The 13,804-nt window shown below is 61.4% G+C and carries 16 protein-coding genes; 14 read left to right on the forward strand and 2 right to left on the reverse strand.

What is annotated here, in order from left to right; all coding sequences use genetic code 11:
* Nucleotides 1-347: 347 nt before the first annotated feature.
* The 11 genes from F8S13_24085 to F8S13_24135 all read left to right on the forward strand — a co-directional run bounded on the left by F8S13_24085 (nucleotide 348) and on the right by F8S13_24135 (nucleotide 8,549).
* Nucleotides 348-734 (forward strand): hypothetical protein, encoded by a 387-nt coding sequence (locus tag F8S13_24085; protein KAB8140314.1) that lies wholly within the window; start codon nucleotides 348-350, stop codon nucleotides 732-734.
* Nucleotides 735-887: 153 nt separating this feature from the next.
* Nucleotides 888-1,514, forward strand: coding sequence for an Appr-1-p processing protein (locus tag F8S13_24090; GenBank protein KAB8140315.1), 627 nt, complete (start codon nucleotides 888-890; stop codon nucleotides 1,512-1,514).
* Between the two features lie 273 nt (nucleotides 1,515-1,787).
* A complete protein-coding gene (locus F8S13_24095) occupies nucleotides 1,788-2,663 on the forward strand; it encodes a fructosamine kinase family protein (GenBank protein KAB8140316.1) in 876 nt (291 codons plus the stop codon).
* A gap of 111 nt (nucleotides 2,664-2,774) precedes the next feature.
* The gene (locus F8S13_24100) at nucleotides 2,775-3,272 is read left to right on the forward strand and encodes an AAA family ATPase (GenBank protein KAB8140317.1); all 498 of its coding nucleotides are present in this window, start codon (nucleotides 2,775-2,777) and stop codon (nucleotides 3,270-3,272) included.
* A gap of 158 nt (nucleotides 3,273-3,430) precedes the next feature.
* Nucleotides 3,431-3,838: a GNAT family N-acetyltransferase gene (locus tag F8S13_24105; protein KAB8140318.1), complete on the forward strand. Its 408-nt coding sequence runs from the start codon at nucleotides 3,431-3,433 to the stop codon at nucleotides 3,836-3,838.
* Between the two features lie 89 nt (nucleotides 3,839-3,927).
* Nucleotides 3,928-4,440 carry a GNAT family N-acetyltransferase gene (locus tag F8S13_24110; GenBank protein KAB8140319.1) on the forward strand — a complete coding sequence of 171 codons (513 nt, stop codon included), beginning with the start codon at nucleotides 3,928-3,930 and terminating at the stop codon, nucleotides 4,438-4,440.
* A 120-nt stretch (nucleotides 4,441-4,560) separates the two neighbouring features.
* Entirely contained in the window at nucleotides 4,561-5,139 is a 579-nt protein-coding gene (locus F8S13_24115) for a DUF1993 domain-containing protein (protein KAB8140320.1), read from the forward strand.
* 238 nt (nucleotides 5,140-5,377) lie between these two features.
* Nucleotides 5,378-6,634, forward strand: a complete 1,257-nt coding sequence (locus F8S13_24120; GenBank protein KAB8140321.1) for a glycosyltransferase family 1 protein — start codon at nucleotides 5,378-5,380, stop codon at nucleotides 6,632-6,634.
* 76 nt (nucleotides 6,635-6,710) lie between these two features.
* Complete coding sequence (locus F8S13_24125; protein KAB8140322.1) at nucleotides 6,711-7,289, forward strand: hypothetical protein; 579 nt, start codon at nucleotides 6,711-6,713, stop codon at nucleotides 7,287-7,289.
* A 15-nt stretch (nucleotides 7,290-7,304) separates the two neighbouring features.
* A complete protein-coding gene (locus F8S13_24130; GenBank protein ID KAB8140323.1) occupies nucleotides 7,305-7,817 on the forward strand; it encodes a GNAT family N-acetyltransferase in 513 nt (170 codons plus the stop codon).
* An 84-nt stretch (nucleotides 7,818-7,901) separates the two neighbouring features.
* Nucleotides 7,902-8,549 carry a hypothetical protein gene (locus tag F8S13_24135; GenBank protein KAB8140324.1) on the forward strand — a complete coding sequence of 216 codons (648 nt, stop codon included), beginning with the start codon at nucleotides 7,902-7,904 and terminating at the stop codon, nucleotides 8,547-8,549.
* Here the strand turns inward: F8S13_24135 and F8S13_24140 are convergent.
* On the reverse strand, nucleotides 8,533-9,642 hold the full coding sequence (locus F8S13_24140) for an IS200/IS605 family element transposase accessory protein TnpB (protein ID KAB8140325.1): 1,110 nt from the start codon (nucleotides 9,640-9,642) through the stop codon (nucleotides 8,533-8,535). The genes F8S13_24135 and F8S13_24140 overlap by 17 nt on opposite strands.
* A gap of 375 nt (nucleotides 9,643-10,017) precedes the next feature.
* Here F8S13_24140 and F8S13_24145 point away from each other — a divergent pair, with 375 nt between their 5' ends.
* On the forward strand, nucleotides 10,018-10,641 hold the full coding sequence (locus F8S13_24145) for a chloramphenicol phosphotransferase (protein KAB8140326.1): 624 nt from the start codon (nucleotides 10,018-10,020) through the stop codon (nucleotides 10,639-10,641).
* A gap of 17 nt (nucleotides 10,642-10,658) precedes the next feature.
* Here the strand turns inward: F8S13_24145 and F8S13_24150 are convergent, their stop codons facing one another.
* Nucleotides 10,659-11,900 (reverse strand): beta-lactamase family protein, encoded by a 1,242-nt coding sequence (locus F8S13_24150; GenBank protein ID KAB8140327.1) that lies wholly within the window; start codon nucleotides 11,898-11,900, stop codon nucleotides 10,659-10,661.
* A 140-nt stretch (nucleotides 11,901-12,040) separates the two neighbouring features.
* Between F8S13_24150 and F8S13_24155 the strand changes: the two genes are divergently transcribed.
* Both F8S13_24155 and F8S13_24160 read left to right on the forward strand, forming a co-directional pair.
* Nucleotides 12,041-13,141 carry a MarR family transcriptional regulator gene (locus F8S13_24155; GenBank protein KAB8140328.1) on the forward strand — a complete coding sequence of 367 codons (1,101 nt, stop codon included), beginning with the start codon at nucleotides 12,041-12,043 and terminating at the stop codon, nucleotides 13,139-13,141.
* A 183-nt stretch (nucleotides 13,142-13,324) separates the two neighbouring features.
* Nucleotides 13,325-13,723 carry a hypothetical protein gene (locus tag F8S13_24160; protein KAB8140329.1) on the forward strand — a complete coding sequence of 133 codons (399 nt, stop codon included), beginning with the start codon at nucleotides 13,325-13,327 and terminating at the stop codon, nucleotides 13,721-13,723.
* Nucleotides 13,724-13,804 lie beyond the last annotated feature (81 nt).

The raw sequence follows: 13,804 nt of genomic DNA on the forward strand, positions 1-13,804 counted from the left end.
ACGCCATCCACGGCGGATCTGGCCTGCTAGGTGGACACCATCCTTGCGCACGCCCGCGAGGAAAACATGACATTGCTATTGCCCCGATGGAGTACGTTTGCCGCTGGGCGTGCTAGCTACGCAGTCAAAGCACGAGCTTGGGTCAGCATGTAGCTCGAATCTTATCTGACAGCAGCAGCAACATTGTATATAATGCCCTTAGCCAACAAACAAAAAACTCCAGAGATAGGCCGCGGATCACCTATCAAGCGCTATGGGCATAGCGTGTGCATCCATTGGGAATTAGCCCGCCATCGAACCCTCATCGAAACACAGGTTGGGGCAATGCGTAAGAAAGGAACACCTCTATGGAGCTTGTGTTCAAAAAAAGTGGCAAAGAGATCAAAACCGCGCTCTCTCGTCGGCGTGAGCAGCTCCTTCAGCGACTGGAGAAGCGTAATCAAACTCTCGACCAATTTCTGGCCCAGACAAAAAAAGTGCGCTCCTATCTTGTGCGAAACTCGCAGCCGACCTATGGCCATGGGTCTCGCGCAGCAACCCTCTACAGCCAAGATGATATCTCAAGCGAGGAGAAGGAAGAGATTTCCCAGCTCTGCCAGCGCATTTTCGAGCTTGAGCAAGAGCTCTATCGCCTAGCCGCGATTGCTTCGCATCTACCAGATGATCAGATTGTTGAGCTAACGCTCAACGACCTTCTTGGATATGGCTTCGAGGTCAATCTCGAAATTGACTGATAGCGAAGCGTCACCCAAAGCCTTCGCAAAAGCGCTCATCGCGCCCGACAACAGCACATGTCGCCGTGCCACGAGATGGTGGCGTGGCGACATGTGCTGATCGTTCGGCTTTTTCAACCGTAGCCATCACCGTATCAACAGGGCAATTTTCACATGAACATTATTCTCGCTGCCGTTGAGGCAGACCTAGCCGACGCCTTTGAACACTTCTGCGCTGGGATCGCCGACGTCACCATCCACCGAGGTTCGATCCTCGACCTAGCGGTTGACGCGGTGGTCAGCCCGGCCAACAGCTTTGGCTTCATGGATGGCGGTATTGACATGCTCTACAGCCGTTTCTTTGGCTGGCACGTTCAATATCGTCTCCAGCAGCTGATTCAGACCCGGCACTATGGCGAGCTTGTGGTTGGCACCGCCGAGATCGTCCCAACAGACCATGATCGTATTCCCTATCTGATCGCGGCCCCAACGATGCGCGTTCCCATGATCCTGCGCGATTCCGTCAACCCCTATCTCGCCTGCCGCGCGGCGCTGTTGCTCGCCAAATACGGCACCTTGCCCGATGGAACCGCTGTCGCCGCTGTGGTTCAGTCAGTCGCGATCCCTGGTCTCGGCACGGGGGTTGGTCGCGTTAGCCCTCGTACCTGCGCCTATCAGATCCGCACGGCCATTGATGAGGTGCTGTCTGGCCATGCTGCCTTCCCCTCCTCTTGGCACGATGCGCAGACTCGCCATCAGCAGCTTTACGCTTCCTCCACTCGCGATCTGCAGTACGAGTGAGCCTGATGCCCAGCAGCGCATCCCGCTGCCGAGCCGCCATGGGTGTGATCCATGCGATGCAACGCGGTGTGGGCGGGCACGCGACCCGCCCCTACGTCAATAATTGCGTCGAGCCCATGTCCACGATGTAAAAACGTTCTGTCGAACGAGAACGCATCGCCCTCAGAAAAACCACGTCCCACGGAGTATTGAACCTATCCTGCAGGGCGCTCTATAATCAGAGAAGATTGCCCTGCACCGTTTGGGTGCGGCGTGCCGACCAATCGGAGGGCTATGACCACCGACCTGCTACTACAGCGGCTTCACGCCGCAGGCATCGATGATATCCTCGCGATCGCGCCTTCCGCCGAGGGCATGGCCGCCGTGGCGGGCATCGCCACGCGTCGCGCGGGCGGCCAGGTATTCGTCAAGACCTTCGCGACACCGCAGGGCGACGACCTCTTCGCCCGCGAGGCCGAGGGCCTGCGGGCGCTGCGCCAGCTCGGCGGCGTGGCCACGCCCGAGGTGGTGCACGCTGGCCGCGACGCGCTGGTGCTCTCGGCCCTGCAGCCGCGCCCAGCGACCGAGGCCTTCTGGGAGCGCACGGCCCACACCCTGGCGCAGCTACACATGGGCACCATCTCGCAGCGCTACGGCTGGCACCACGACAACTGGCTGGGCAGCAAGCCCCAGCGCAACGGCTGGGACGACGACGGCTTCCGGTTCTTCGCCGAGAAGCGCGTGCTGCGCTGGCTGGAGGAGCCGCGCGTGCAGGCCAAGCTGGCCGCCGACGAGCGCCGCGCGCTGGAGCGGCTCTGCCAGCGCCTGCCCGAGCTGCTGCCGCCGCAGCCCGCCTGCCTGACCCACGGCGACTGCTGGGCGCAGAACATCCTGGCCACCGCCGACGGCGAGCCAGCTCTGATCGACCCGGCGGTGTCCTACATGTGGGCGGATGTCGACCTCAGCCACCTGTGGTGCTCGCCGCACCCCGCCGAGGCGCGCCGCCTCTTCGACGTGTACGGCCAGCTGACGGGCCGAGAGCCGGGCTGGCTCGACCGCCTGCCGCTCATCCACCTGCGCCAGCACATGGCGCTGATGGCCATGTACGATCACGACTGGGGCTCCACCGAGGCCGTGCGCGCCCTGGTCGCGCCATTCCGCACGCGGTGATGCGCCGCCCAACGATTGTGTCAGCGCATCTCATCGGCAGAAGCGACGCGCCGCACAACGGCGTGCTGAATCGGTAGCATCTCGACTGAATTGCGTATGGGGAAAGCGCACATGGGCGTGAGAAACTACCTCATCGACGGCGTCTCCTGCGCCGGGAAGACCACGGTCTGCACCGAGCTGCAGCGGCGCGGCCACCACGTCATCCACGGCGACCGAGAGCTGGCCTACTGGGGCGATGCCGAGACGGGGGCACCTGTGAATGATAGCGCCGACGCGCGGCGCAGCTGGATCTGGGATGTTGAGCAGGTCCGGGCTTTGGTGGCCGACCACAGCCACGCGGCCACGTTCTTCTGCGGCGGCTCGCGGAACTCCGACCGCTTCATCGATCTGTTCGACGGCGTGTTTGTGCTTGAGATCGATCTGGACACGCTAAACCGCCGCCTAGCCGCCCGCCCCAAGGACGAGTGGGGCGGCACGGCAAGCGAGGGCGAGGCCTTCGCGCGGCTGCAGCACGCCACCAAACAGGGCCTGCCCAAGGGTGCGATCATCATCGACGCCACGGCACCGCTCGCCAGCGTAGTGGATGCCATTCTTGCCCATGCCCGCTAGGGGCTGCGGCAAAACCTACGAGTATAGATCTAGCAAGCCCGACCGAGTCGGCATGAACCAGCAGCGCTGCGCACGCGCGGCATCATCTCAACCATAGTCGCACACATCTTTTTTACAAAAATCCTGTGGGGAATCAAATCGTTTGAGGATATAAACATATGATCAGCTATGCAAAAATAGAAGATATTGTTGGCATACTAGAATTAGATAAACATATTGCGAAAAGCATACTAGAACACAAAATTCGCAACAGCGAGGTCTATGTAGCTCGTGAAAATAGTACGGTCATCGGGGTGCTACGGTACTCTTTGTTCTGGGATAATACTCCCTTTATGAATATGCTCTATATCAGATCAGCATTTCAGAGAAAGGGCCTTGGCTTATCGATGGTAATCCACTGGGAAGCAGAGATGAGCGCCAAAGGCTATCATAGCGTGATGACATCAACACAATCAAACGAAACAGCGCAGCATTTTTACAGAAAAATCGGATACAAAGATATTGGTGGCCTACTTCTGCCAAATGAACCGCTTGAGATAGTGTTCATGAAAGAGATCGCGGCCTAACAGCACAAGCTCTGCGGCACCTGCCATCGCCGAATACGAGATCGGCGTCTGGCTGCCGTTCAGCTAGATCAGCACCCGAGAGGAGATCCATGTCTATCACCCTTCAGGCCGTCACGGCGGCGAATTGGCAGGCCATTGCCGCGCTGGCGGTGGCCCCCGAGCAGCAGGCCTGGGTGGCCCCCAATTCCCTCTCCCTTCTCGAAGCCAACTATGGCTTCGCTGGCGAGCTTGCCCACCTCAGGCTTGTCCCGCTCGCCATAGCGCTTGGCTCCACACCTATCGGCTTTGCGCTGTATAACGTGGATCCAGCCTTCGAGCACTTCTACATCATGCGATTGATGATCGACCACGGGCATCAAGGCCATGGCTATGGCCGCGCCGCCCTCGATCAGCTGCTGGCCCTCTTCCGCGCCCACCCCCAGGCGAAAGAGGTCGCGGTAGGCTACCACATCGGCAATCAGGCGGCGCAGCGGCTGTACACATCCTGCGGGTTCGCTGAGCTTGGGGCAGATGAAGCCGGAGAGATGCTGATGTGGCAAGCGCTCAACCCACAGGCACAGCCATGGGAATCTATCTGGAACCCCGCCTATCGCCCGACCTAGCCCCGAAAGCGCTCTGTTAACCTGAGGCATCAGCTTCGACCAGACCTGTGCGAGCACAGCTGGGCCGAAGTATGGTGGTATCGTTATCTGCCGCGTTTGCGGCCAAAGGAAAGGGTACCCATGGCATTGAACACCTATGATCTGTCTGCTGGCCTCTTCATACGTGGGCTGGACAACCTGAAGATGCAGCTGACCAAGGCCGAAGCGCATGCCGTCGCCAGCGGCAGCAGCGAGGCGGCGCTGTTGGGCGCGCGGCTCGCCGCCGACGAGGGCGGTGCGGCGCATGCCTCGCCGATGGATCTGCACATGTACACGCTTGCCGCCCAGGTCCACTGGGCAGCAGAGGGAGCTAGGATGGCGATCGCGCTGCTGCTGGGCGAGCCAGCGGTGCCGAACACCAGTGATGCAACCAGCTTTGCGGAGCTGCACCAGCGGCTCGACGCCACGATCGCGTACCTCCGAGCAGCTGCGCCAGACGATCTAGAAGGCAGCCTCGATCGGACCGTGGTGGTCGAGCGCCCCCGTGGCTCGATGCGCGCTAGCGGCAGTCAGTTTCTGGTCGCGCTCGCCATCCCCCACTTCTTCTACCACATGGCCAGCGCCTACGGCATTTTGCGCAACCAGGGCGTGCCGCTCACCATGGGCGACTTCCTGGGCAACTGGGTGCAGGCCGAGCTAAGCGGCGACGCCCCCAAATGACCAGAGCGCGGCGCCTGTTGGCGCTCGGGTAAGCCTTCAGCGAGCATAGTGCGCAGCGGCCACTCGCGCTGCTGCGCATGGGGCTGCGGCCATAACACAACCTGCTGCGCCACCGGCTGTCTGGCGAGGGTTTGTGAAAATTCCCACTTGACATCCTCTTGAGCTTGTGATAAATGTAACAAGCAACACACCACACCCACGCTTTCCGCCCGCCGCTCAATCAACGAGGATAACGACCATGGACATCACACTCCTCAGCTATGGCTCCCGAGGCGATGTGCAGCCGTATGTGGCGCTGGCGCTGGCCCTCCACCAGGCAGGTGGCCATCACATCCGGCTCGTCGCCCCGCCAGACTTCGCAGCGCTCGCCCAGGACTATCCGCTCAACTTCTTCCCGGTGGGGGTGAACGTGCAGGAACACCTGAAGGAGCGCAGCCGGGTGCTAGCCCAGTCGGGCAAGTCGATCCGCAACCTGCGCGTGCTGCGCAACGAGCTGCGCTCGATCATGGATGACGTGGCGCGCGACACCTGGGAGGCCTGCCAAGGGAGCGAGCTGATCATCGGGGTCGGCCCGGCGAGCTACAGCGTGGCCGAGAAGCTCGGCGTGCCCTTCATCGAGGTGGCCATGCAGCCGGTCACGCCCACGCGGGCCTTCCCATCGCCGGTGGTGCCGCCGTGGCTGCAGGGCGGCGGCACGATCAACCGGCTGACCCACGTGCTGTTCGAGCAGTTCTTCTGGCAGCTGTTCCGCGCCAGCACCAACCGCCAGCGCACCCAGGTGCTCGGGCTGCCGCCGTTCGCGATGCGCAACCCGGTTCGGCACCTACGCGAGCACGGCCTGCTGCGGCTCTACGCCTATAGCCCGCACGTGGTGCCGCGCCCGGATGATTGGCCAGCGCATCATCACGTCACCGGCTATTGGTTTCTGCCCCCGCCTGCGGGCTGGCAGCCCCCGCCCGAGCTGGCTGCGTTCCTAGACGCGGGGCCGCCGCCCGTCTACATTGGCTTTGGCAGCATGCTGGGCAAAGACCCAAAGAAAACCACCGCGCTGGTGACCGAGGCCCTGGCACGCAGCGGCCAGCGCGGGGTGCTCGCCGGGGGCTGGGGGGCGCTCGGCGAAGGTGCGCAGCCCACCGCGCACCTATTCCTAGTCGACAGCATACCGCACCACTGGCTCTTCCCGCACATGGCGGCGATCGTGCACCACGGCGGGGCGGGCACCACCGGGGCGGCGCTGCGCGGCGGGGTGCCATCGATCGTGGTGCCGTTCAGCTTCGACCAGCCGTTCTGGGGCCAGCGCGTGGCATCGTTGGGCGTGGGGCCGCAGCCCATCCCGCGCGCCAAGCTCACCGTGCGCAACCTAGCCGATGCGATCGAGCAAGCCGTACACGATGCCCAGATGCGCGAGCGCGCCGCACAGCTCGGCGCACGCATCCAGGCCGAGAACGGCACAGCCCAGGCGATCGCGCTTATTGATCAGGCGATCCATCGCTAACCTGCGCACCAGGGCATTGCTCGTTGGGGGCTACTCGCTCAGGCGCGGGGCGTGTATCATGCACTGAGGTGACATCATGGTAGCTATGGACATCTTTCATATCGTGCGGTATGGCACGCTTGCAGATCTGCGCGCCGTACTTACGCCAAATACCGTCAATGAGCGCGATCAGCATGGCTTTACACCACTGATGCTTGCCGAAGGGTTGGCAAAAACGGTTCTTCTGCTCCAGAGCGGCGCTCATGTCAACGCCCAAAACAGCTGGGGGCTTACCCCGCTCATGTGCGCGGTGCAGGCACCCGATAAAGGCCTGAATGTTGCGCAGGCCTTGATCGAGCACGGGGCGGATGTGAACCTCAATCAGCCGCTTGTGCTTGCGGAGGCCGCCTACATCCCGCTGCTGATCGCGCATGGGGCAGATGTGAACAGCCGCAATCGGGCGGGCGAGACCCGCCTGATACGGGCTGCCTACCAGGTCGATTATGAAGCTGCGCGCTACCTTCTGGAGCATGGCGCAGACCCCCGCCTTGAGAACACACGTGGGCAAACAGCGCGGACGATCGCGCAGGCGGTGCGGGAGAACACATCGGAGGCGGCAAGAGGCCCGGTGGAGCGCTTTATCACCCTGCTGGCAGCATATCAAGAGCCAGCCTAGCCCGGAGATCACTCTATGCTTTTTGAAACCGATCGCCTTATCTGCCGACGCTGGCTGCCGCAAGACATGGGTGCGCTGTACGCGATCTACTCCGATGCCGAGGCCATGCGCTGGGTTGGTGATGGCCAGCCCATCACGAGGAGCGAGTGTGAGGCGTGGTTCAGCATCACCGAGCGCAACTATGCCAGCCGCGGGTATGGCATGTTCACCGTTCTCGATCGAGCAACGGGCGCGGTCGTGGGATTCTGCGGGCTGGTCCACCCCGGCGGGCAGACAGACGCCGAGATCAAATACGCCTTCGCTCGGTCGCAGTGGGGCCAGGGGTTCGCCACCGAGATCGTGCGCGCGATGCTGGGCTACGGTGCCGCAGCGCATGGCCTCGCCAGGATCATCGCGACCGTGGCCGCAGAGCACAGGGCGTCGCAGCGCGTGCTAACCAAATCCGGCCTAGTGCACGAGTCGAGCTACGCAGAGGCGGATGGCTCGATAACAGATATTTACGCCTGGAGCGCGCCGAATGTGCGCTAGCTATCGCTGGCCTTGCTCGATCATCAGCTAGAGGCCCTGATCATCTCGCGCCTGAGTCGTAGGCCACTAATAAGGCTGCTCTCTATGACCAACATCGAACATGCATATAAGCAGGTAGAACAGTTTAAGGGTACCTCCTTCCGCAAGCGTATTGCCGACCTCGAAGCAGAGCTTCAGGGCGTAGATCAGCGGTCGTGCCAACATTTTTACTCCGCACAGCAGATTGACACATCGCTCTTGATCGCAGCGCTTTTTCTCAAAAAGGCATCAAGCCAAATCAATGAAGTAGTGCATGCGCTTGGTATCATACTCTCTCTGCCATATCTTCTCCGTGAAGGCGAAATGATTGAATATGTGTCTCTGGCGGCAGGAAACACAGGGCGGCCATTTGATCTTGAAACGAATATGCGCGTTGCCGAATTTAAGTTTACCGATTGGAAGGGTGGGCCAGAGGCCGTTCGTCAAAACCAGCTCTTTAAAGATTTCTACCTGCTGGCCGAGTACGATACGCCAAAGGAACGCTTCCTGTACTTCGTCGGTGAGGCAATACCCATGAGATTTCTGCGCGGTCGCCGCGCACTACGTAGCGTCTTGAGCCGCAGTACTACATTATGGGCCGATTTTCAGGAACAATATGGGGCGCAATTCAAAGTTGTGACGGCTCCCACGGCTAACGCGCGTGGGCTTCAAGGGAGTGCCGCCCCACTCCACCATGTCAGGTACGAAGGGTAGCGAGGCCGCGTTGGAGGATGTTGATCGCCGCATTCACATCACGATCCATCACCAGCCCACACGTCGGGCACCTATGCACGCGGTCAGACAAGGTCTTATCGACCAATGTGCCGCAGCGGGAACACATCTTAGACGTATTGCGGGGGTCGACCAGCATGACCCGCCTGCCAGCTTCTGCCGCTTTGCTGACGGTCATCGCGATAAATTGCGACCACGCCACGTCCATAATGCTCTTGCGCATCCCGCTGCTCTTGCCTATGGCTTGTGGGGCAAGGGCTTCAAACACGATGACCTGAAAGCGATTGACGAGCGCGCGGCTTGCCTGATGCGCAAAATCGCTGCGTCGGTTGGCAATGCGCTCGTGGATCTTGGCAAGGATCACCGTTTGTTTGGCGTGTTCGGCCCAGTTTGCTGCTTGCTTGGCGGCGTCCTTCCGCCGCTGGACGCGCCCCAGGTCTGCTTCATCGCGGCGGTAGAAACGCGGATTAGGGATCTGCTCGCCATCGGAGAACGTCGCGAACGACGCCAGCCCCATATCCACGCCCACCACCTCGCCCGTGGGGCGTTGTTCATTCGCTTCCATCTCGGAGGAAAACGAGACAAACCACTTGCCACTCCGAGAACGACGTATCGTCACGGTTTTGGGCGTTCCCTCCACGGGACGATGCAAGACCACTTGGACCGCGCCGACTTTCGAGAGGAGCAACCGGTTGCCCTCCAGCCGCACGCCGTTCCCGTACTGCGGGTAGGTGATGCTGTCGTATCGTCCTTTGCCTTTGAACCGGGGAAAGCCTGCTTGTTCAGCGCCACGTTTGACGCGTTGGAAAAAGGCGTGATACGCCAAATCAACCCGCACCGAGACGTTTTGCAGAACTTGCGAGTGAACGCCTTTCAATGCAGGTTTTGCCATCTTCCACATCGGAAGCAGGGCCTGGGTATCGTACAACCGCAACCGCTCGCCGCGTTCTTCATACGCGCGTTTGCGTTCGGCAAGCGTCTCGTTATAGACCCAACGGCACAGTTCCAATTGCTGCTCAAGCAATCGGCGCTGACCTTTGGTGAGATAGATGCGGTATTTGTAGGTTTTCTGCATACGTTAAGCATAGCACACCACTACGTAAAATGCAACATATGTGCTATACCGACCGTGGGCGAAAGCCGCTCAAGCGGAGCGTTTCATCCCACCGCTGAAGCTGGTGGGATGAAACGACTAAAGACAAGCATCCGTAAGCGATTACTATAACTATCGACAGGGGCAGTACAGCTCGTTGATCTTGCCACGCTTGTGCCAGAGTTCCAAAACCACTATGATTTGGTGAATGACAGGGATGATATTCGCGCATAATCGAAAGAACTCCTTACTCCAAATCACCGCACTTTTAAACATCGTCTTCGGCTATCGTCGCTACGCAGCCTCTGGCCGATAACGGTTGGCCAGTGGGGCTGCGTAGGCACAAAGATCCAAGCTATGGCGCAAGCGCATTCGCTGGGGCAGATCATCATTTTAAACGGCGCACCGCGGTCAGGGAAATCAAGCATTGCCGCCGCGATACAGAGCCGATTCGCAGGCGTATGGATGAACCTAGGCGTTGATGGCTTCATGCGCATGACGCCGAACGCATATCTGCCAGGGATAGGGCTGCGCCCAGGTGGTGAAAGGCCGGATCTAGAACCCATTATCGCAGCCCTATATGAGGCACTGTATGAGTCGATCTCGGCACACAGCCGCCTCGGCCTGAATGTGGTGGCCGATGTGGGCCACCACGATGCATACAGCCAGCCGAGAGGGGTAAGCTCTGCGTGCGCCCGTCGGCTCACGGGGCTGCCAGCCCTGTATGTTGGCGTCCATTGCCCAGTTGAGGTGATTATGCAGCGGCGGCGCGATACTGGCTGGCCGGTTCCTGAAGATGGATCGATACCCCGACCAGTGAGTTTATGGCAAGAGGCTGTTCACACGCCTGGCATCTACGACATAGAAGTCGACACATCCAAGCTGAGCCCGGACGGCTGCGCAGACTTGATTATGCAGCGCCTAGAGAAAGGCCCGGGGCCGTCGGCGCTGGCGCAGCTCGCGGCCCTAGGTGCGCCCTAAGCCCGTGGTAGCGCCCATCACCGGAGGCATGCAGCGACCGCATCGGCCAGGTTCTGCGCCCGTGGCTCGCCGATCCGGAACGACCACAGGTTGGTGACGTAGCCGAAGCCGACGCCCGAGTCCAGATCGCCGAACGCGACCGACCCGCCGGAGCCAGGGTGGCCAAACGACCCAGGGCCGACCCACGGCATGATCGGGCAGGACCGCCAGAAGCCGAGCGACATGTAGAAGGAGCGGTTGGCCGGAATCACCAGCCCCGGCGGCAGCCCGTTCAGCTTGGTCTTATCGGTCTGCACGGCGATCATATTCTGGACCGTCGCCGGGTCGAGCAGCCGCACCCCATCGACCTCGCTCACGGTTGCCGCGTACATGCGCGCCAGCGAGCGCGCGTCGGCAAACATGTTGCAGCAGGGGAACTCCGCAGCGCGCCAGGCCCGCGTGTTCATATAGCCAGTGGATGGGTCCATGGCACCGCCCAGCACGCCGGCGCGCGCCTGCACCGAGTTCGGGCCCCACAGTGCGTTCATCCAGGCGATGACGGTGTCCCTGCCGAGGCCGGTGGTCTCGATCATCCCGGCGGTCATCTCCTCCAGCGTGAACGGGGCGGCGTAGTGCACCGTGGCCACATTCGGCTCCTGCTCCTCGGGCAGCCCGATCCAGGCGCTCAGGCCGAGCGGGGCGGCAACCTCCTCGGCGAAGAAGCGGCCGAGCGACTTGCCGGTGATCCGGCGCACCAGCTCCCCGACCAAGAAGCCGAAGGTGATGGCGTGGTAGACGTGCTCGGTGCCTGGCGTCCACTCGGGCCGCTGGGCCTCAAGCGCCGCGATCACTGGCTGCCAGGCGCATGCCTGCTCGAAGGTCAGCGGGCCGTCGACGGCGGGCAGGCCCGCCTGGTGCGAGAGCAGCCAGCGCACCAGGATGCCCTGCTTGCCAGCAGCGCCGAACTCTGGCCAGTATTTGACCACCGGGGCATCCAGATCGAGCAGGCCGCGCTGCACCAGCATGTGCGCGCAGATCGCGGCAGCGCCTTTGGTGGTGGATGCGACGGCGCTGATGCTGTTCTGTGCCCACGGTCGGTTTGCCTCGCGGTCGGCGAGGCCGCCCCACAGGTCGACAACCGGGCGACCGCCAACGTAGACGCAGCACGCCGCGCCGACCTCGCCGGGGTTGCCGTCGAAGTTCGCACGGAAGACATCGGCGACCTTGCCCCAGCCGTCCTCGACATAGCCCTGTACCTGTGTTCCGCTTGTTTTTGTCACGATCTCGGCCTTTCTATGCTACAATACATTCGGCTTGAATATCCAGCAAAAGAGCAAAGCTATTAACTAGATATTCGATCTTACTTTTCTAAATTATCTTGATTTTCAAGATATTTATATTCTATACGGAGCAAGCGCGAATGTCAAGAGGGTCGCGGGACAAACAGGCGGAAATCGGCGGGAAGCTTGTGCACGAGCTGCGACAGTGCTATGGGCTAGGCGCGGCCTTCTTCCGGGCGGCGGCGGCGCAGATCGAGATGACTGATACCGACATGCAGCTCGTCGATCTGCTAGAGAGCGGCGGCGCGGCAACCGCTGGCCAGCTGGCGCATCGCATGGGGCTCACAACCGGAACCTTCACGGCCATTCTCAATCGCCTGGAGGCGGCGGGCCTGGTGCGCCGAGAGCGCGACCCCAACGATGGCCGCCGCGTGATCGTGAGGCTCGCCCAAGGCGCGGATGGCAAGCAGCCGATCAACCCGCTCTTTGCCGCGCTGGGCAACGCCTGGGAGGAGCTGGCGGCGCAGTACGACGACGAGCAGAAGGAATTTCTGCTCAGCTTTCTTCAGCGCAGCAACACGCTGGCCAAGCAGGAGATCGCGCGCCTGCGCGAGGGGCCGACGGGCGATAGCGAAAGCTTCTCCGCGCCGCTGGCCGGGCTGAAGCGCGCCCGGCTTGTGCTGCAGCTAGAGGGCATCCAGCTGAGCCTGCGGGCCGGGGATCTTGCCGACACGCTCTACCAGGCCCGCTTCGAGGGGCCAGCGCCAGAGACCAAGGCCAAAGATGGCGTGGTGACGATCCGCTACCCACGGCGTCTGTGGGAATCACGCAAGGAGCTGCGCAGCGCAGCGATCACGCTCAACGCCAGCATCCCTTGGGAGATCGCGCTCACGGGCGGCGGCGGGCAGATAACCGCCGAGCTCGGCGGGCTGGACCTACGCGAGCTGGAGGCCACTGGGGCGGGGGGCATGTTCCAGATTGCGCTGCCTGCGCCCGCTGGCCCGGTCCCCATCCGCCTGGGCGGCAGCGGCTCTCAGTTCAACATCCGGCGGCCAGCGGGCGTCGCCGCCCGCGTCCTGGTGAAAGGCTGGGCGGCTGGCGTCAGCGTCGACGGCCAGACGGCCAGCAACATGGGCGGCAGCGAGGCGCAGCAGCAAAGCCCCGGCTACGAAGGCGCGGCCCAGCGCTACGAGATTGAGATGTCCGGCAGCGGCAGCATGGTTACCGTCACGGCGAGCTGAGAGGTGGGTGCGCCAGGGTTATCGGCCTACAAGCGGCGTGACCTCTAGCCCTTTCTGGAGCGCGCCGTAGCAAAAGCACCAGGAGAACGGCCGCTGGCGGATGGCATCAGCAAAATAACGGTCGGCAAGCGCAATACAGCTTCGCTCGCACCTGCGCCGGGGATTTGAGCGAGAGGAGGTATCATGCCCACAGGCTTTCAGCTTGGCTCAACCTTTCCCCATGAGGGGTTTGTACAAGCCGCTGTTGAGCAGTTTTTTCTTCGACAAGGCTTTATCGCCATTCCTCGCGGTCACGCTGATTTTGCTTGTAGGCATCCTGATACAAACGAAGAGTGGCTGATTGAAGCAAAGGGAAAGACGAAAGAAGTGGGCCTCGACTTTCGCACAGGCCTTGGACAGCTTGTACAGCGAATGCACGGCAGCGAGCTGAAATACGGGCTAGCGTTCCCAAATATCCCAACCTTTCTCAATCAATATAAGCTGGTGAGCCCATGGGTTCGATCACAAATACAGCTGCACTGGCTTGTGGTGGGTGAGCAAGGCCACATAACCATCATCGCGCCATCAGATGCTATAAAATAGCCAAGAGCAACGATAGGATCTGCACAAGATATCATGCGCTGAGACGGCATGAATCCCATGGGCAGGACCGCCGAACCGAAG

This window comes from Chloroflexia bacterium SDU3-3 (assembly GCA_009268125.1).
Lineage (GTDB): Bacteria > Chloroflexota > Chloroflexia > Chloroflexales > Roseiflexaceae > SDU3-3.